Source organism: Klebsiella sp. A52 (assembly GCF_018388785.1).
In the GTDB taxonomy this organism is placed as follows: domain Bacteria; phylum Pseudomonadota; class Gammaproteobacteria; order Enterobacterales; family Enterobacteriaceae; genus Klebsiella; species Klebsiella aerogenes.
In genome coordinates this window covers 4,917,374-4,936,346 of sequence record NZ_CP074437.1, presented here as the reverse complement: position 1 = coordinate 4,936,346, position 18,973 = coordinate 4,917,374, and the positions used below count along the sequence as shown (strand labels likewise).

The window sequence follows — 18,973 nt, the reverse complement described above, 5'->3', positions numbered from 1 at the left end:
CCCGTTAAATTAGTCTTCCAGCTTCGGCTGCGGCGCATCATCAGGAAGCTTTACATGGACCTGAATAATACGTCTGCTGTCAGCCATTGCGACCTTGAATTGGTAACCATCAATGTCAATCGACTCGCCGCGGGCCGGCAGATGACCAAAGGCCTGCATCACCAGCCCGCCGATAGTATCGACCTCTTCATCGCTGAAGTGGGTGCCGTAGGCTTTATTGAAGTCTTCAATCGATGCCAGCGCGCGTACCGTCCAGGTATGACGGCTTAGCTGACGGAAATCGATATCTTCCTCTTCGTCATACTCGTCTTCGATTTCGCCGACGATAAGCTCAAGGATGTCTTCAATCGTCACCAGGCCGGAGACGCCGCCGAACTCGTCGATGACGATTGCCATATGATAACGTTGCGAGCGGAACTCTTTTAGCATGCGGTCAACCCGCTTGCTTTCAGGCACGACAACCGCCGGGCGTAACACTTTTTCCATGCTGAAAGCTTCGGCGTCGCTGCGCATAAACGGCAGCAGATCCTTAGCCATCAGAATCCCTTCAATGTGATCTTTATCTTCGCTAATGACCGGGAAACGCGAGTGGGCGGATTCGATGATCACATCGAGGCACTCGTCCAGCGGCTGGTTGCGTTTCAGGGTAATCATTTGCGAGCGCGGGATCATAATATCGCGGACGCGCTGGTCGGCGATATCCATTACCCCTTCGAGCATGTCGCGCGTATCTTCATCGATAAGCTCGTTTTGCCCGGAGTCACGGATCAGCGCCAATAATTCATCACGGTTTTTGGGTTCACCGTGAAAAAGTTGGCTGAGTAAGAGGGAGAAAAATCCCTTTTTGCTGTTTACTGTGTCACTACTGTGTGAATTGTCGTCGCTCATGGCGTCGTATGGGTTCTCGTGTTGATTTAATTGTCGCTCGTCGCGCGTAAACTCAGCGTCGTACGGCATGTTTAGCCTGATGGCGCTACGCCTGTCAGGCCTTCGATACGCATGAATGTAGGCCGGATAAGGCGCTCGCGCCGTCATCCGGCAAGTTACTATTCAGCAATCTTCTCGGCAATGTACGGATCCTCATAGCCCAGAGCAAGCATTATCTCTGTTTCGAGGCCTTCCATTTCTTCCGCTTCGTCGTCTTCGATATGATCGTAGCCCAGCAGGTGCAGGCTACCGTGCACGACCATGTGCGCCCAGTGGGCCTCCAGCGGTTTTTCCTGCTCTTTGGCTTCCTGTTCAACCACCTGGCGGCAGATGATCAGATCGCCGAGCAGCGGCATCTCAATGCCCGGCGGGGCTTCGAAAGGGAAGGAGAGGACGTTAGTCGGCTTATCCTTGCCGCGATAGGTCAGGTTCAGCTCGTGGCTTTCGGCGACATCCACCAGGCGAATCGTTAACTCTGACTCTTCCTGGAATTGCGGGATGACGGCATCCACCCAGCGTTGAAAGAGGGCTTCGTCCGGTAGACCGCTGGTGTCTTCGCAGGCCAGCTGTAAATCGAGAATCACCTGACTCATTTTTGCTCCTGTTCCTGGGCTTCGCGTTTGCGCTCGGCGGCCAGTTCTGCTTTACGTTTTTGTTCGGCTTCTTCCCATGCCTCATAGGCATTGACGATGCGGGCGACCACCGGATGGCGAACCACATCTTCGCTGTGGAAGAAGTTGAAGCTGATTTCATCGACTTCCGCCAGCACTTCAACGGCGTGACGCAGGCCTGATTTGGTATTACGCGGCAGGTCAATCTGGGTAACGTCGCCGGTGATAACCGCTTTCGAGTTAAAGCCGATACGGGTCAGGAACATCTTCATCTGTTCGATGGTGGTGTTCTGGCTTTCGTCGAGAATGATAAAGGCGTCATTCAGCGTACGCCCGCGCATATAGGCCAGCGGCGCGACTTCAATCACGTTGCGCTCAATCAGCTTCTCGACTTTCTCAAAGCCGAGCATCTCGAACAGCGCGTCATACAGCGGGCGCAAATAGGGGTCAACCTTCTGGCTTAAGTCGCCCGGCAGGAAGCCAAGCTTCTCGCCCGCTTCGACCGCAGGACGAGTCAGCAGAATACGCCGAATCTCCTGGCGTTCCAGAGCATCGACCGCCGCGGCAACCGCGAGGTAGGTTTTACCGGTACCCGCCGGCCCGACGCCAAAGGTAATGTCGTGGTCGAGGATGTTGGCGATGTACTGCGCCTGGTTTGGCGTACGCGGTTTGATGACCCCGCGTTTGGTTTTGATATTGATGGCCTTACCGTATTCCGGCACGCTCTCGGCGCTCTGTTCGAGCACCCGGGCTTCTTTAATAGCCAGATGGATTTGTTCCGGTTCAATATCCTGAATCTGGCCGCGCATTGGCGCGGTATCGACATACAGGCTTGTCAGAATATCGGCCGCGGCGTGCACGCAGATCGCGCGGCCGGTCAGTTTAAAATGATTGTCGCGGCGGTTGATCTCAATCCCCAACCGGCGCTCCAGCTGTTTGATGTTGTCGTCAAACGGGCCGCACAGCGCTAACAGGCGGGTATTGTCCGCTGGCTCCAGGGTAATTTCACGGGTTTCTATGTTCAAACTGTTCCTCTTATTACGCGTGTTGCCGGAGGGCGTTCGTCATCCGGCCAATAAGGAAATTATTCACGTCACGGGAATATGGCGCAAGCATTGCTGTAGATATAGGGGCGAGGAGGGGAAATGCAAGGCCTGTCGGAACCGACAGGCCTGCGGGGATTACGGCTGATAGATGCCGACGCCCAGATCGTTTTCTTTACGCGTACGCGCAATGACCGACTCCGGCGACTCCACGACGCGCAGCCCCATCTCGTCTTCGGTGCGGACGATTTTGCCGCGTAATGAGTTAGTGTAGACATCGACGATTTCCACGTCGACGAATTTACCGACCATATCCGGCGTGCCTTCGAAGTTCACCACGCGGTTGTTCTCGGTGCGCCCGGAGAGCTCCATCAGGCTCTTACGCGACGTGCCTTCTACCAGAATACGCTGGGTGGTGCCGAGCATGCGGCGGCTCCATGCCATCGCCTGCTGATTAATACGCTCCTGCAGAATGTACAGACGCTGTTTTTTATCGGCTTCAGAGACATCGTCGACCATATCCGCCGCCGGGGTGCCCGGGCGGGCAGAGAAGATAAAGCTGTAGCTGACGTCAAAGTTAACCTCGGCAATCAGCTTCATGGTTTTTTCGAAGTCTTCCGTCGTTTCGCCAGGGAAGCCGACGATAAAATCGGAGCTAATCTGGATATCCGGGCGCGCTTCGCGCAGCTTGCGGATAATCGCTTTATATTCCAGCACGGTGTGGGTACGGCCCATCAGGTTCAGTACGCGATCGGAACCGGCCTGTACCGGTAAATGCAGGAAGCTCACCAGTTCAGGGGTATCGCGATAGACCTCGATGATATCGTCAGTAAACTCAATCGGGTGGCTGGTGGTGAAGCGAATACGATCGATACCGTCGATGGCGGCGACCAGACGCAGCAGATCGGCAAAGTTGCCGGTCGTGCCGTCGTAGTTTTCACCGCGCCAGGCGTTAACGTTCTGCCCCAGCAGGTTGACTTCACGCACCCCTTGCGCCGCCAGTTGGGCGATTTCAAACAGAATATCGTCGCACGGACGGCTCACTTCTTCACCGCGGGTATAGGGCACCACGCAGTAAGTACAATATTTGTTGCAGCCTTCCATGATGGAAACGAAGGCGGTCGGCCCCTCGGCGCGCGGTTCCGGCAGACGGTCGAATTTTTCGATTTCCGGGAAGCTCACGTCGATAACCGGTTTATGGTTGTTGCGCACCGCGTCGATCATCTCCGGCAGGCGGTGCAGCGTCTGCGGGCCAAAAATAATGTCAACGTAATGGGCGCGCTGGCGAATCAGCTTGCCTTCCTGGGAGGCGACACAGCCGCCGACGCCGATAATGACGCCGGGTTTTTTCTCTTTTAGCAGTTTCCAGCGGCCAAGCTGATGGAACACTTTTTCCTGCGCCTTCTCGCGAATTGAGCAGGTGTTGAGCAGCAGCACGTCCGCTTCTTCGGCCACTTCTGTGAGTTGATACCCATGGGTGGCATCCAGCAGATCGGCCATCTTGGATGAATCGTATTCGTTCATCTGACAGCCCCAGGTTTTAATATGGAGTTTTTTTGTCATCGACTTGCTCATGCTCAATTATAAAGACGGGTATAAGTTAAGAATTAGAATTCGTTTGCAGGGTACGCATTGTAATGCTTTGGTTGCCACCTGACCAGTGCGACCACGATCCCCGCAAGGCGCAAAAAATCCGGTAAACTTAAGGAAATCAGCTTTAAGGATAATTGCCATGACAATTCATGCAACAGATATCGCCATCGTCGGCGGCGGAATGGTCGGCGGCGCGCTGGCGCTGGGGCTGGCGCAACACGGGTTTTCGGTAGCGGTGATAGAAAAACACGCGCCTCCGGCCTTTGATGGCGCTGCGGCGCCGGATGTGCGTATTTCGGCGATCAGCGCGTCGTCGGTCGGCCTGCTCAAAAGCCTCGGCGTCTGGGAGGCGGTGCGTGGTATGCGCGCGCATGCTTATCGGCGACTTGAAACCTGGGAGTGGGAAAGCGCGCACGTTGACTTTAATGCCGCCGAACTGAAGCTGCCTGAGCTTGGCTATATGGTGGAAAATAACGTGCTACAGCTGGCGCTGTGGCAGGCGCTCGAAGCCCATCCGCAGGTGACCTTGCGGGTTGGCGTGACGTTAAGCGAGCTTAATCGTGAGCCGCAGGGCGTTTCGCTGCGCCTGAGTGATGAGAGCGTTTGCGCGGCGCAACTGGCGATCGGCGCCGACGGCGCGAATTCGCAGGTGCGCGAGCTGGCCGGCATTGGCGTGCAGGCGTGGCAATATCAGCAATCCTGTATGCTAATTAGCGTGCAGTGCGCCGACGATCCCGGCGATAGTACCTGGCAACAGTTTACCCCCAGCGGGCCGCGCGCGTTCCTGCCGCTATTTGATAACTGGGCGTCGCTGGTGTGGTACGACACCCCGGCGCGCATCCGCCAGCTGCAGGCGATGTCGATGGCCCAACTGCAGCAGGAAATCACCGCGCATTTCCCAAAACGTCTGGGCAGCGTGACGCCAATGAGCGCCGGCGCCTTCCCGATAACCCGCCGTCATGCGTTGCAGTACGTGCAACCGGGACTGGCGTTGGTTGGGGATGCGGCGCATACCATTCATCCGTTGGCGGGGCAGGGGGTCAACCTTGGCTATCGCGACGTTGACGCGCTGCTGGATATTTTGGCGGAAGCCCGCGGTCGCGGTGAAGCCTGGTCCAGCCTGCCGGTGCTGAAGCGCTATCAGGCGCGGCGCCGGGCGGATAACTTTATTATGCAATCCGGCATGGATCTGTTCTATGCGGGCTTTAGCAACGATTTAGCGCCGGTGCGCGTGCTGCGTAATATTGGCCTGATGGCAGCCGAACGTGCCGGAGTATTGAAACGCCAGGCATTGAAGTATGCATTAGGATTGTAGTAAGTCTATTCCCATGGGACTGCGGGCAGGTTTTGCAGTCCCCGGCGGGGAAATAGCCATCAGCAGAAAGCAAAAAAGCTCACCGAAGTGAGCTTTTTTGTTAATGAGTGGCTGGGGTACGAGGATTCGAACCTCGGAATGCCGGAATCAGAATCCGGTGCCTTACCGCTTGGCGATACCCCAATTGTCTGCTGGTGTTTCGTGTGCCGGACTCAGTCCGGTGGCCTTACAGCCTGGCGATACCTCAACAGGTTGCGTTCACAGAGGAACGTCTTTTGAATTTGGCTGGGGTACGAGGATTCGAACCTCGGAATGCCGGAATCAGAATCCGGTGCCTTACCGCTTGGCGATACCCCAACAAATTTTTACGGATTTACCGATGTTAACCGATAGTCCTGAATATGGTGGCTACGACGGGATTCGAACCTGTGACCCCATCATTATGAGTGATGTGCTCTAACCAGCTGAGCTACGTAGCCAAATTGTCATGCTGTTTCTTCGATGGCTGGGGTACCTGGATTCGAACCAGGGAATGCCGGTATCAAAAACCGGTGCCTTACCGCTTGGCGATACCCCAATACCGTCGCGGCTAACCGCAAATATCGAAGAAATATGGCTGGGGTACCTGGATTCGAACCAGGGAATGCCGGTATCAAAAACCGGTGCCTTACCGCTTGGCGATACCCCATCCGTGCAACGCTTTTTAGTGAATGGTGCGGGAGGCGAGACTTGAACTCGCACACCTTGCGGCGCCAGAACCTAAATCTGGTGCGTCTACCAATTTCGCCACTCCCGCAAAAAAAGATGGTGGCTACGACGGGATTCGAACCTGTGACCCCATCATTATGAGTGATGTGCTCTAACCAGCTGAGCTACGTAGCCATCTTTTTTTCGCGTTACCTTATCGGCGTTGCGGGGCGCATTATGCGTATTGGGCCTGCGAGCGTCAACCACTTTTTCAAGGAAAATCGTCGTAATGTGACTGTTTGGTTAGGTTGCGAACAGCATGCTGCAATAATCGGCAAGAATTGATTATTTATCGTTTTTATTTGCCAAATTCGGCATAAAAAAACGGACCCCGTAGGATCCGTTATTCGCCAGAATGGCTTACTTATAAGCCGACTGGTGGACGCCGACCGCGCGTCCTGATGGATCGTTCATGGTTTTGAACGCTTCATCCCACTCGATGGCTTTCGCCGAAGAGCAGGCGACGGACGGGCCGCCGGGGACGCATTCCGCCGCGCTTGGCAGCGGGAACAGCTCTTCGAAGATTTCGCGGTACAGATAACCTTCTTTAGAGGTCGGCGTGTTGTACGGGAAGCGGAAGCTCGCCGTCTCCAGCTGCTGGTCGCTAATCTGTTTTGCCGCCACTTCTTTCAGCGTATCAATCCAGCTATAGCCTACGCCGTCGGAGAACTGTTCTTTCTGGCGCCAGGCGACGCTGGCCGGCAGATAGGACTCAAAGCATTCGCGCAAAATATGTTTTTCCATTTTGCCGTTGCCGCACATTTTATCCTGCGGGTTGATGCGCATCGCCACATCGAGGAATTTCTTATCGAGGAACGGTACGCGGGCCTCTACCCCCCAGGCGGACATCGCTTTGTTGGCGCGGGCGCAGTCAAACATGTGCAGCGCCTGCAGTTTTCGCACCGTTTCTTCATGCAGTTCTTTGGCATTCGGCGCTTTGTGGAAGTAGAGATAGCCGCCGAATACTTCATCGGAGCCTTCGCCGGAGAGCACCATTTTAATGCCCATGGCTTTAATTTTACGCGACATCAGGTACATCGGCGTCGAGGCGCGAATGGTGGTCACGTCATACGTTTCGATGTGATAGATAACGTCGCGGATCGCATCCAGCCCTTCCTGCACCGTAAAGTGAATTTCGTGATGCACGGTGCCGAGGTGGTTTGCGACTTCCTGTGCCGCTTTCAGGTCAGGGGAGCCTTCGAGGCCGACCGCGAATGAGTGCAGCTGCGGCCACCAGGCTTCGCTGCGCTCCTGATCTTCAACGCGGCGTGCGGCGTATTTTTTGGTAATGGCCGAAATCACCGAAGAGTCCAGGCCGCCGGAAAGCAGCACGCCGTAAGGGACATCCGACATCAGGTGGCTTTTCACCGACTCTTCCAGCGCCTGACGCAGTTCGTTTTTATCCGTGACGTTGTCTTTTACCGCGTCGTAGTCGAACCAGTCGCGCTGATAGTACTGGCGAATTTCACCATCCTGGCTCCACAGGTAGCTACCTGCAGGGAACTCTTTAATCGTGCGGCAAACCGGCACCAGCGCTTTCATTTCGGAGGCGACATAGAAGTTGCCGTGCTCATCGTGGCCCATATACAGCGGGATAATACCGATATGGTCGCGGCCAATCAGGTAAGCGTCTTTCTCGCTGTCATACAGCGCGAAGGCAAACATTCCCTGCAGTTCATCGAGGAACTCCGGCCCTTTTTCCTGGTACAGCGCGAGGATCACTTCACAGTCGGAACCGGTCTGGAACTGGTAGCGGTCGCCATATTCGGCGCGCAGCGCCTGGTGGTTGTAGATTTCACCGTTGACCGCCAGCGCATGGGTTTTTTGTTGGTTATAGAGCGGCTGGGCCCCGGCGTTGACGTCGACTATCGACAGACGTTCGTGGGCGAGAATCGCTTTATCGCTGGCATAAACGCCGGACCAGTCCGGTCCGCGGTGGCGCATCAGGCGGGAAAGTTCCAGTGCCTTTTTACGCAGTTCGCCTGCGTCAGTTTTAATATCCAGTACGCCAAAAATAGAACACATAGCCTTCTCCGTTACCCTGTCATGTGGTGATGTTGTGCAGACCTCGTCTCTTGCAAGGTCTTAGTGCGTGTTAAAGAAAATGCCGTAAAGGAGAGTGGGGCGCAAGAGATTTACCGGCGGAAAAGTAAAAAGTGCAATACTGATTGTTGAATGTTGAAAAATGCGTATGTTTGTCGCAGATTTATTGATGAATGTTTAGCAATAAGCCATTTTCATTAGATGAATCTATTTTTAGCGGCGCTATAAATAAAAAACCACGTCCTGGGACGTGGTTTCGGCTCAAAAAACGTCGATTTCGGCGACCGACGGATAAATCCACGACGGGCGGAACGGCATGCTATCGATATCGTCCAGCGTGGAGACTCCGGAGAGCACCAGAATGGTCTCAAGGCCCGCCTGGAAACCGGCGAGGATATCGGTACGCAGGTTATCGCCGACGATCACCGTTTGCTCGGAGTGGGCCTGCATTTTGTTGAGCGCGGAACGGATAATCCACGGGCTCGGCTTACCGACATAAAACGGTTTCCGGCCGGAGATTTTTTCAATCCCCGCACAGAGCGCGCCGCAAGCAGGGTAGTAGCCGCGGCCGTGAGTATCCGGGTTGGTGGCGATAAAGCGCGCGCCGTTGGCGACAAAGAAAGCCGCTTTATGCATCATTTCCCAGTTAAAGGAGCGGGTCTCGCCAACGATGACGAAATCAGGATTAACGTCGGTGATGGTGAAGCCAGCCTTATACAATTCGTGGATGAGCGCGCCTTCGCCAACCACGTAGGCCTTCTTACCTTCCTGGCGACGCAGGAAATCGGCGGTGGCCATGGCGGAAGTGTAGAACGCGGTATCCGGCACTTCGATACCGGCGGTGGCGAAGCGGTTGGCCAGGTCCTGTCCGGTTTGCGAAGGATAGTTGGTCAGCATCACCAGCGGCATACCTTTATCCAGGATGCGCTTGATAAATTCAGCGGCGCCGGGAACAGCCACGTTATCGTGCATCAGCACGCCGTCGATATCACAAATTACGTTTTGAATGGTCATGAACAGTCCAACATCATTAACGAAAGGCGAAACTATAAAGCTGGATTAACTTTCCAGCAAATGCTGTAGCAGGATGCCGTTGAGCATCGCGCGCTTGACCAGCGCAAAGGCGCCGATGGCTGAGCGGTGATCGAGCGTCGAGCGTACCACCGGCAGATTGTGGCGAAACGCTTTCAACGCCTGGCCGTTGATACAGCTTTCAATGGCCGGTAGCAGCACCTTTTCCGCCTCGACGATTTCACCGGCAATCACCACTTTTTGCGGGTTAAACAGGTTGATAGCGATGGCGATGGTTTTGCCCAGATGACGGCCAACGTATTCGACCACTTCGCAGGCCAGCGCATCGCCTTTATTTGCCGCTTTGCAGATAGTTTTGATATTGCAGTCATCAAGCGTGATACGGCTTTGATAGCCCTGCTCAAGCAGATGGCGGACACGGTGCTCAATAGCGGCGTTCGCGGCGACGGTTTCCAGACAGCCGAAGTTGCCGCAGTGACAGCGCTCGCCTAACGGGTCGACCTGGATATGGCCAATTTCGCCAACGTTGCCGTTACGGCCGATAAAAATACGCCCGTTGGAAATAATGCCCGCGCCGGTACCGCGGTGTACGCGCACCAGAATAGAGTCTTCGCAATCCTGGCTTGCGCCAAAATAGTGCTCGGCCAGCGCCAGGCTGCGGATATCGTGGCCGACAAAACAGGTGACGTTAAAGCGTTTTTCCAGCGCTTCGACCAGCCCCCAGTTCTCCACCTGAATATGCGGCATATAGCGGATAACGCCGCTTTCAGGGTCGACCAGCCCCGGCAGAATGACCGAAATGGCGATAAGCTCGCGGATTTTGCGCTGACAATTTTCAATAAAGGTGGCGATGATATTCAGCAGCGCGTGCTCGAGCGTTTCCTGGGTACGCTCCGGCAGCGGGAAGTGCTCTTCTTCCAGCGTTTTACTGCTTAAATCATAAAGGGTCAGGGTGGCGTCATAGCGGCCTAGCCGCACGCCGATAGCGTTGAAATTGCGGGTTTCCGCGATGATAGAGATGGCGCGGCGCCCCCCGGTGGAGGCCTGCTGATCGACTTCTTTGATCAGGCCGCGCTCAATAAGCTGACGCGTAATTTTGGTTACGCTGGCAGGGGCAAGCTGACTTTGTTCCGCTATCTGAATGCGCGAGATGGGACCATGTTGGTCAATCAGCCGATAGACGGCCGCGCTGTTCAGCTGTTTTACCAGATCGACGTTACCAATTTGAGCTTGTCCGCCTGCTGTCATACTTTTACTTACTCAGTGACGACCTCGTTACCATTAACGATGGTCTTGATGATTTTATAATCGCGGCTGAAAGCGGTCAGGTTAGCGACCATACCCGGCGCAATGCTACCGAGCTGCTTGTCCACGCCAATCGCGCGCGCCGGGTAGAGCGTCGCCATACGCAACACTTCATCCAACGCCACGCCGCAATGTTCAACGAGGTTACGTACCCCTTCAATCATGGTCAGCGAAGAACCGCTGAGAGTGCCGTTTTCATCCACGCACAGACCATTACGGTAGTATATTGTTTTACCAGCAAAAATGAACTGGTCAATATTAGCCCCTGCCGGCGCGGTGGCGTCGGTCACCAGGCATAGTTTATCGCCTTTCAGCCGTTTCGCGTTACGCACGTTGGCGTAGTCGACGTGCATGCCGTCAACGATGATACCGCAGTAGACATCCGGCTCGTCGAAAATGGCGCCGGCCAGGCCCGGTTCACGGCCGGTAATATACGGCATGGCATTATAAAGGTGCGTCGCAAAAGTGATACCGGCGCGGAAACCGATTTTCGCTTCTTTCAGCGTCGCGTTAGAGTGGCCTGCCGAAACCACGATGCCGGCGGCGACCAGTTTACGGATCACTTCCGGCTCGACGCGCTCAGGGGCCAGCGTCACTTTGGTGATAACGTCGGCGTTGTCGCACAGGAAATCAACCAGCGCGGCGTCCGGTTTACGCACGTAGTCCGGGTTATGGGTGCCTTTCTTGACGATATTCAGCCACGGTCCTTCCAGATGCAGACCCAGCGCCTGGTTGGGGTGTTTTTGCAGGTATTCGCGCATGACGCGGATGCCTTGCTTCATCAGATCATCGCTGGAAGTAATCAGCGTCGGCAGGAAGTTGGTGCAGCCGGAACGTTCGTTCGCTTTCTGCATAATTTCCAGCGTTTCGACGGTGACCGCATCCGGACTATCGTTGAACTGCACGCCGCCGCAGCCGTTCAGCTGGACGTCGATGAAACCGGGGGCAATAATCGCGCCGTTGACCGAGCGTTGCTCAATTTCAGACGGCAAATCAGCCAGCGGACAGAGACGTTCGATACGGCCATTGGCGATAACAACCGCATGGTCATCGAGAATTTCATGACCGGTGTAAACCCGGCCCTGGGTTAATGCATACATTACGACCCCCGGTATATACGCCCCACCAGCTCAACTCGCACTGTTCTGGCGTTGCATACAAAGAAAAAGATGGTCCCACGCCAGGGCGCGGGACGGACTACATTACAGACCTTTAATATTTTCAGCTTCTAATTCGTTGAAATATTTCAGGGTCTTCACTTTCAGTTCCATCGTGGACGGCTCGTCGCAGACCACAACCGCTTTCGGATGCAGCTGCAGACAGGTGATGGTCCACATGTGGTTGACGTTACCTTCTACCGCCGCCTGCAGCGCCAGCGCTTTCTGATGGCCCAGCACCAGAATCATCACTTCTTCCGCATCCAGCAGGGTACCCACGCCCACGGTCAGCGCATATTTCGGCACCAGATCCACGTCGCCATCGAAGAAACGAGAGTTGGCCACGCGGGTGTCATGGGTCAGGGTTTTAATACGGGTACGGGATGCCAGAGAAGAGGCCGGTTCGTTAAACGCGATATGACCATCGTTACCTACGCCGCCCATGAACAGGTGGATTTTACCGTAGGAGCGAATTTTTTCTTCATAACGACGGCATTCTGCATCGATATCCGGCGCATTACCATTCAGCAGGTTGATATTTTCAGCTGGAATATCAACATGGTCAAAGAAATTGCGGTGCATGAAGCTATGATAGCTTTCCGGATGCTCTTTCGGCAGGCCAACATACTCATCCATGTTGAAGGTAACAACGTGCTTGAAGCTAACCTGGCCTGCTTTATGCATTTCAACCAGCGCTTTGTAAGCGGTAAGAGGCGTACCACCGGTAGGCAGACCCAGTACGAACGGACGGTCCGCGGTCGGTTTGAACGCGTTAATGCGGTTAACGATATGACGGGCAGCCCATTTACCTACTTGTTCAGCTGTTACCAGGGGGATCAGTCTCATTCTTCACCTCTATAGTTAAATTAGAACCTGGCGGATTGGCGCCAGCATACTATGAAGAGTATTGCAGCAACTGCGCCGACCGGGGTCAATCCGTGTTGATTTTTTGAATGATAAAATAAGTTTTCGATGTTAGCCAGTCAAAGGGAGGGGTGAATACGATATTTGGTGATTATAGTCACAAAAAATACCCGTTTAATTTGCGATACGAATTAATTTTTCACACACTTTGCCGGTAAGTGATAAATCCGACCTTGTTACACAATAAAAAAGTGGCTTTGAAATGAGCCTCATCGGGGTCTCATAGGGGGAATAAGATGAATATTTTAGGTTTCTTTCAGCGGCTGGGTAGGGCTTTACAGCTCCCTATCGCAGTGCTGCCGGTCGCGGCATTGCTGCTGCGATTCGGGCAACCAGATCTGCTGAACGTACCCTTCATCGCGCAAGCGGGTGGGGCAATCTTTGACAACTTAGCGTTGATCTTCGCCATCGGCGTGGCATCAAGCTGGTCCAAGGATAACGCGGGTTCTGCGGCGCTGGCCGGCGCGGTAGGTTATTTCGTGATGACCAAAGCGATGGTCACCATTAACCCGGAAATTAACATGGGCGTACTGGCGGGTATCATTACCGGTCTGGTCGCGGGTGCTGTTTATAACCGCTGGGCCGGCATTAAACTGCCAGACTTCCTGAGCTTCTTCGGCGGCAAACGCTTCGTACCGATCGCTACCGGCTTCTTCTGTCTGGTGCTGGCCGCTATCTTCGGCTATGTCTGGCCGCCGGTGCAGCACGCTATTCATGCGGGCGGCGAATGGATCGTCTCTGCGGGCGCGCTGGGCTCCGGTATCTTCGGTTTCATCAACCGTCTGCTGATCCCAACCGGTCTGCATCAGGTGCTGAACACCATTGCCTGGTTCCAGATTGGCGAGTTCACCAACGCCGCGGGCGCGGTCTTCCACGGCGACATCAACCGCTTCTACGCCGGTGACGGCACCGCGGGGATGTTCATGTCCGGCTTCTTCCCGATCATGATGTTCGGTCTGCCGGGCGCGGCGCTGGCGATGTATCTGGCTGCGCCGAAAGAGCGTCGTCCGATGGTCGGCGGTATGCTGCTGTCCGTCGCCATCACCGCGTTCCTGACCGGTGTGACCGAGCCGCTGGAATTCCTGTTTATGTTCCTGGCGCCATTGCTGTACCTCCTGCACGCAATCCTGACCGGTATCAGCCTGTTCATCGCAACGGCGCTGGGTATCCATGCGGGCTTCTCCTTCTCCGCGGGCGCTATCGACTACGTGTTGATGTACAGCCTGCCGGCAGCCAGCAAAAACGTCTGGATGCTGTTGGTGATGGGCGTGGTGTTCTTCTTCGTTTACTTCCTGTTGTTCAGCGCGGTTATCCGCATGTTCAACCTGAAAACGCCGGGTCGTGAAGATAAAACCGACGACGTCGTGACTGAAGAAGCTAACAGCAACACCGAAGAAGGTCTGACTCAGCTGGCGACCAACTACATCGCAGCCGTAGGCGGTACCGATAACCTGAAAGCTATTGATGCCTGTATCACCCGTCTGCGTCTGACCGTCGGCGACTCGGCGAAAGTCAACGATGCCGCCTGTAAACGTCTCGGCGCCTCCGGCGTAGTGAAACTGAACAAACAGACCATCCAGGTCATCGTTGGCGCGAAAGCGGAATCCGTGGGCGACGCGATGAAGAAAGTGGTGGCGCGTGGCCCGGTTGCCGCAGCGGCTGCCTCGACTGACAGCGCGCCAGCCGCCGCGCCTGTGGCCAAACCGCAGGCGGTTGCCAACGCTAAAACCGTCGAAGCGCTGGTTTCCCCGATTACCGGCGAAGTGGTTGCGCTTGAGCTGGTACCGGATGAAGCCTTCGCCAGCAAAGCCGTCGGTGACGGTGTCGCGGTGAAACCGACCGATAACATCGTTGTCGCGCCGGCGGCCGGTACGGTGGTGAAAATCTTCAACACCAACCACGCGTTCTGCCTGGAAACCGATAACGGCGCGGAAATCGTCGTCCATATGGGCATCGATACCGTCGCGCTGGAAGGCAAAGGCTTTAAACGTCTGGTTGAAGAGGGCGCACAGGTGAAAGCCGGCGAGCCGATTCTGGAAATGGATCTGGCGTTCCTCAACGCCAACGCTCGCTCGATGATTAGTCCGGTCGTCTGCAGCAACAGCGATGATTACAGCGCGCTGGTGATTCAGGCAACGGGTAACGTTGTCGCCGGCCAAACGCCGTTGTTCGAGATTAAAGGCAAGTAAGGCTCCTGAGTAGAGTTTTGCCTCAGCGGCGCAGCGAAACCTGCGCCGCTTTTTTTTGCAGCAAATACCCCCATATCCAACAACAGATACGTATTTTGCGTAACTAATAGTTGTCTCTGCGTCCTGCTTGTAAGATCATGTGCCGTTATACGTTGTTTACGCTTTGAGGAACCCGTGATGAGTGAGGCAGAAGCCCGCCCGACTAACTTTATCCGTCAGATCATCGATGAAGATCTGGCTACCGGTAAGCACACCACCGTTCATACCCGCTTCCCGCCGGAACCGAACGGCTATCTGCACATTGGCCATGCAAAATCCATTTGCCTGAACTTCGGCATCGCCCAGGATTATCAGGGTCAATGTAATCTGCGTTTCGATGACACCAACCCGGTTAAAGAAGATATCGAATACGTAGAGTCGATTAAAAACGACGTGCAGTGGTTAGGTTTCCACTGGTCCGGCGATGTCTGCTACTCCTCTGATTACTTCGATCAGCTGCATCAGTATGCGGTTGAGCTGATCAACAAAGGTTTGGCTTACGTTGACGAGCTGTCCGCCGACGAGATCCGCGAATACCGCGGTACCCTGAAAGAGCCGGGTAAAAACAGCCCATACCGCGATCGCAGCGTGGAAGAGAACCTCGCGCTGTTCGAAAAAATGCGCACCGGCGGCTTCGAAGAGGGCAAAGCCTGCCTGCGCGCCAAGATCGATATGGCGTCGCCGTTCATCGTGATGCGTGACCCGGTGCTGTATCGCATTAAATTTGCGGAACACCATCAGACCGGCAACAAGTGGTGCATCTACCCGATGTACGACTTCACCCACTGCATCAGCGATGCGCTGGAAGGTATCACCCACTCGCTGTGTACCCTGGAGTTCCAGGACAACCGTCGTCTGTACGACTGGGTGCTCGACAACATCAGTATTCCGGTGCATCCGCGTCAGTATGAATTCTCGCGCCTGAATCTCGAATACACCGTGATGTCCAAGCGTAAGCTGAATCAGCTGGTGACCGAGAAGCACGTTGAAGGCTGGGATGACCCGCGTATGCCGACTATTTCCGGTCTGCGCCGTCGTGGTTATACCGCTGAATCCATCCGCGAGTTCTGCAAACGCATCGGCGTGACCAAACAGGACAACACCATTGAGATGGCGTCGCTGGAGTCGTGCATTCGTGAAGATCTGAACGAAAACGCCCCGCGCGCGATGGCGGTGATCGATCCGGTTAAACTGGTTATCGAAAACTATCCGCAGGGCGCAAGTGAAATGGTGGCGATGCCGAACCATCCGAACAAGCCGGAAATGGGCAGCCGCGAGGTTCCGTTCAGCGCTGAGATCTGGATCGATCGCGCGGACTTCCGTGAAGAAGCCAACAAACAGTACAAGCGTCTGGTGCTGGGTAAAGAGGTGCGTCTGCGCAACGCCTACGTGATCAAAGCGGAACGCGTTGAGAAAGATGCAGAAGGTAATATCACTACCATCTTCTGTACTTACGATGCCGATACCCTGAGCAAAGACCCGGCCGATGGCCGCAAGGTTAAAGGCGTTATCCACTGGGTGAGCGCGGCGCACGCGCTGCCGGTTGAAATCCGCCTTTACGATCGTCTGTTCAGCGTACCGAACCCGGGTGCGGCGGATGACTTCCTGGCGGTAATGAACCCGGAATCGCTGGTCATTAAGCAAGGTTTTGCGGAACCGAGCCTGTCGAAAGCGCAGGCGGGTAAAGCATACCAGTTCGAGCGCGAAGGTTACTTCTGCCTCGACAGCCGCTATGCCACCGAGAGCCATCTGGTCTTCAACCGCACCGTTGGCCTGCGTGACACCTGGGCTAAAATCGGCGAGTAATGCTCGCCGTATTCATGAAACGCCGCGCCCTGCGGCGTTTTTTTATTGCAGAATCAGTGGATTAAAAACTGATATTTTTTCGATGCGAATTAATCTTATTAAAACTCAGTAATAATTACCCATCTCTTCCTGCCTGCATATTTACATTTAACCGTTTCAGCTTTCATCAATTATCAGTTTTTTTCCGATATAACCATGACTTATCGTTAAAAATACTGAGAAGTAAGTCTGTAACAAAACGACATAAATTATGTGCGCTTTGTCATAATCTTAAGCTTTGCTCTGCGAAAGAGATTGATAATTCGCGTCACGAAAAATAGTCTATCCATAGTGGTTTCGCGGCCTTTTAACCGCACCGCTTTTCAAATTTTTTTATTTTTTTAGCGAGCTGCCTTTGGCAATCGCAATTTTAAAACGTCAAAGAGGATATGCACATGCGTACGTTTAGTGGCAAACGTAGTACGCTGGCGCTGGCTATTGCCGCCGTCACCGCGATGTCGGGTTGGGTTGTGGCTCCACAGGCCAGCGCAGCAGGCTTTATCGATGATTCTACCTTAACCGGCGGTATCTATTACTGGCAGCGTGAGCGCGACCGTAAAAACGTAGAAACCGACAAATACGAAACTAACCTTTCTCATTCTACCTGGAACGCCAACCTGGATTTCCAGTCCGGCTACGCGGCCGACATGTTTGGTCTGGATATTGCTGCCTTCACCGCGATTGAAATGGCGGAAAACGGCGACAGCGGCCACCCGAACGAAATTGCTTTCTCCTCCAGCAACCGTGCCTACAGCGAAGATTATACCGGCGATAAGAGCGGGATAAGCCTGTATAAAGCGGCGGCTAAATTTAAATTCGGCCCGGCGTGGGCGCGCGCGGGCTACATTCAGCCGACCGGACAAACGCTGCTGGCGCCGCACTGGAGCTTTATGCCGGGTACCTATCAGGGGGCTGAAGCCGGGGCGAACTTCGACTACGGCGATAACGGCGCGCTGAGTTTCTCCTATATGTGGACGAACGAATATAAAGCGCCGTGGCATATCGAGATGGATGATTTTTACCAGAACGATAAGAAAACCAAAGTTGACTATCTGCACTCTCTTGGCGCGAAGTACGATTTTAAAAACGATCTGGTGCTGGAAGCCGCATTTGGTCAGGCCCAGGGCTATATCGATCAGTACTTTGCTAAAGCCAGCTACAAATTTGATATCGCGGGTTCACCGTTGAGCACCAGCTATCAGTTCTACGGTACCCGCGATAAAGTCAGCAACGGCGGCGTCAACGATATCTACGACGGCACCGCGTGGCTGCAGGCGATCACTTTCGGTTATAAAGCGGCCGATGTGCTGGATCTGCGTCTGGAAGGGACCTGGGTGAAAGCCGATGGCCAGCAGGGCTACTTCCTGCAGCGTATGACGCCAACCTATGCCTCCTCTAACGGTCGTCTCGATATCTGGTGGGATAACCGCTCTGACTTTAACGCCAACGGCGAGAAAGCGGTGTTCTTCGGCGCGATGTACGACATGAAGAACTGGGATATGCCGGGCTGGGCGTTTGGCGCGTCCTATGTTTACGCCTGGGATGCGAAGCCTGGCAGAATGGCATCCCCGGATGCTTACTACGATCCTAACTATCGTCTCAAAGAATCCGCCTACAGCCTGGATGCCATCTACACCCTGCAGGAAGGCCGCGCGAAAGGAACGATGTTCAAACTGCACTTCACGCAATACGACAACCACTCCGACATCCCAAGCTGGAGCGGCGGTTACGGCAACATCTTCCAGGATGAGCGTGACGTGAAGTTTATGGTTATCGCGCCGTTCACCATTTTCTGATGCCTGCGCGGCGGGCGTGAGCCTGCCGCCCCTCCGGGAGAATAACTATGAAAAAACTGCTGCTCATCGCCATCATGGCATCGGGTCTGGTCGCCTGCGCGCAGTCGCCAGCGCCGAAAGAAGATTCCAAATTGAAAGATGCCTATAGCGCCTGTATCAACACGGCGGAAGGTAATCCGGACAAGATCGAAGCCTGTCAGAGCGTACTGAACGTATTGAAACAAGAGAAACCGCATCAGCAGTTTGCGACGCAGGAAAGCGTCAGAGTGCTGGATTATCAGGCCTGTATTCAGGCGACGCGCACCGGTAATGACCAGGCGGTCAAAGCGCGCTGCGATAAAATCTGGCAGGAGATTCGCAGTAATAACACCACGAAGTAAAGCAGACGGTTAAGCGAAAACGGGCGG

The 18,973-nt window shown here is 54.6% G+C and carries 14 protein-coding genes and 7 tRNA genes; 5 read left to right on the top strand and 16 right to left on the bottom strand.

The features are described from left to right. Positions 1–9: 9 nt before the first annotated feature. The 4 genes from corC to miaB all read right to left on the bottom strand — a co-directional run bounded on the left by corC (position 10) and on the right by miaB (position 4,144). Positions 10–888: a CNNM family magnesium/cobalt transport protein CorC gene (gene corC / locus KGA69_RS23420; RefSeq protein ID WP_213293154.1), complete on the bottom strand. Its 879-nt coding sequence runs from the start codon at positions 886–888 to the stop codon at positions 10–12. 158 nt (positions 889–1,046) lie between these two features. Further along, positions 1,047–1,520: an rRNA maturation RNase YbeY gene (ybeY, locus tag KGA69_RS23415; RefSeq protein WP_042893289.1), complete on the bottom strand. Its 474-nt coding sequence runs from the start codon at positions 1,518–1,520 to the stop codon at positions 1,047–1,049. Next, positions 1,517–2,563, bottom strand: a complete 1,047-nt coding sequence (locus KGA69_RS23410) for a PhoH family protein (protein WP_045392978.1) — start codon at positions 2,561–2,563, stop codon at positions 1,517–1,519. Before KGA69_RS23410 ends, ybeY begins: the two co-directional genes overlap by 4 nt. 156 nt (positions 2,564–2,719) lie before the next feature. Continuing rightward, entirely contained in the window at positions 2,720–4,144 is a 1,425-nt protein-coding gene (gene miaB, locus KGA69_RS23405; protein ID WP_045381508.1) for a tRNA (N6-isopentenyl adenosine(37)-C2)-methylthiotransferase MiaB, read from the bottom strand. A 169-nt stretch (positions 4,145–4,313) separates the two neighbouring features. On the opposite strand from miaB, the gene ubiF reads away from it, so the two are divergent. After that, the gene (ubiF, locus tag KGA69_RS23400; RefSeq protein WP_213292693.1) at positions 4,314–5,489 is read left to right on the top strand and encodes a 3-demethoxyubiquinol 3-hydroxylase; all 1,176 of its coding nucleotides are present in this window, start codon (positions 4,314–4,316) and stop codon (positions 5,487–5,489) included. A gap of 108 nt (positions 5,490–5,597) precedes the next feature. Here the strand turns inward: ubiF and KGA69_RS23395 are convergent. The 12 genes from KGA69_RS23395 to nagB form a co-directional block, all read right to left on the bottom strand. Then, positions 5,598–5,672, bottom strand: a tRNA-Gln gene (locus KGA69_RS23395). 99 nt (positions 5,673–5,771) lie between these two features. Next, a tRNA-Gln gene (locus tag KGA69_RS23390) sits at positions 5,772–5,846 on the bottom strand. Positions 5,847–5,891: 45 nt separating this feature from the next. Then, positions 5,892–5,968: transfer RNA gene (locus KGA69_RS23385), tRNA-Met, on the bottom strand. Positions 5,969–5,991: 23 nt separating this feature from the next. Then, positions 5,992–6,066: transfer RNA gene (locus KGA69_RS23380), tRNA-Gln, on the bottom strand. A 36-nt stretch (positions 6,067–6,102) separates the two neighbouring features. After that, positions 6,103–6,177, bottom strand: a tRNA-Gln gene (locus KGA69_RS23375). Between the two features lie 23 nt (positions 6,178–6,200). Continuing rightward, positions 6,201–6,285 (bottom strand) — tRNA-Leu (locus KGA69_RS23370). 9 nt (positions 6,286–6,294) lie between these two features. After that, positions 6,295–6,371 (bottom strand) — tRNA-Met (locus tag KGA69_RS23365). A gap of 225 nt (positions 6,372–6,596) precedes the next feature. After that, a complete protein-coding gene (gene asnB / locus KGA69_RS23360) occupies positions 6,597–8,261 on the bottom strand; it encodes an asparagine synthase B (RefSeq protein ID WP_015367711.1) in 1,665 nt (554 codons plus the stop codon). A gap of 279 nt (positions 8,262–8,540) precedes the next feature. After that, entirely contained in the window at positions 8,541–9,293 is a 753-nt protein-coding gene (locus KGA69_RS23355; protein ID WP_045392984.1) for an HAD-IIA family hydrolase, read from the bottom strand. A gap of 45 nt (positions 9,294–9,338) precedes the next feature. Then, entirely contained in the window at positions 9,339–10,559 is a 1,221-nt protein-coding gene (gene nagC, locus KGA69_RS23350; protein WP_015367709.1) for a DNA-binding transcriptional regulator NagC, read from the bottom strand. 8 nt (positions 10,560–10,567) lie between these two features. Further along, positions 10,568–11,716 (bottom strand): N-acetylglucosamine-6-phosphate deacetylase, encoded by a 1,149-nt coding sequence (nagA, locus tag KGA69_RS23345; protein ID WP_015367708.1) that lies wholly within the window; start codon positions 11,714–11,716, stop codon positions 10,568–10,570. 102 nt (positions 11,717–11,818) lie between these two features. Further along, positions 11,819–12,619: a glucosamine-6-phosphate deaminase gene (nagB, locus tag KGA69_RS23340; RefSeq protein WP_015367707.1), complete on the bottom strand. Its 801-nt coding sequence runs from the start codon at positions 12,617–12,619 to the stop codon at positions 11,819–11,821. A 314-nt stretch (positions 12,620–12,933) separates the two neighbouring features. On the opposite strand from nagB, the gene nagE reads away from it, so the two are divergent. From nagE to chiQ, 4 genes are all read left to right on the top strand, one after another. Beyond that, positions 12,934–14,886 carry a PTS N-acetyl glucosamine transporter subunit IIABC gene (nagE, locus tag KGA69_RS23335; protein ID WP_047050118.1) on the top strand — a complete coding sequence of 651 codons (1,953 nt, stop codon included), beginning with the start codon at positions 12,934–12,936 and terminating at the stop codon, positions 14,884–14,886. A gap of 177 nt (positions 14,887–15,063) precedes the next feature. Then, positions 15,064–16,731 carry a glutamine--tRNA ligase gene (gene glnS / locus KGA69_RS23330; protein WP_045381516.1) on the top strand — a complete coding sequence of 556 codons (1,668 nt, stop codon included), beginning with the start codon at positions 15,064–15,066 and terminating at the stop codon, positions 16,729–16,731. Between the two features lie 434 nt (positions 16,732–17,165). Then, positions 17,166–18,566 carry a chitoporin ChiP gene (gene chiP / locus KGA69_RS23320; protein WP_045392987.1) on the top strand — a complete coding sequence of 467 codons (1,401 nt, stop codon included), beginning with the start codon at positions 17,166–17,168 and terminating at the stop codon, positions 18,564–18,566. Between the two features lie 47 nt (positions 18,567–18,613). Then, positions 18,614–18,946 carry a ChiQ/YbfN family lipoprotein gene (gene chiQ / locus KGA69_RS23315; RefSeq protein WP_045392989.1) on the top strand — a complete coding sequence of 111 codons (333 nt, stop codon included), beginning with the start codon at positions 18,614–18,616 and terminating at the stop codon, positions 18,944–18,946. Positions 18,947–18,973 lie beyond the last annotated feature (27 nt).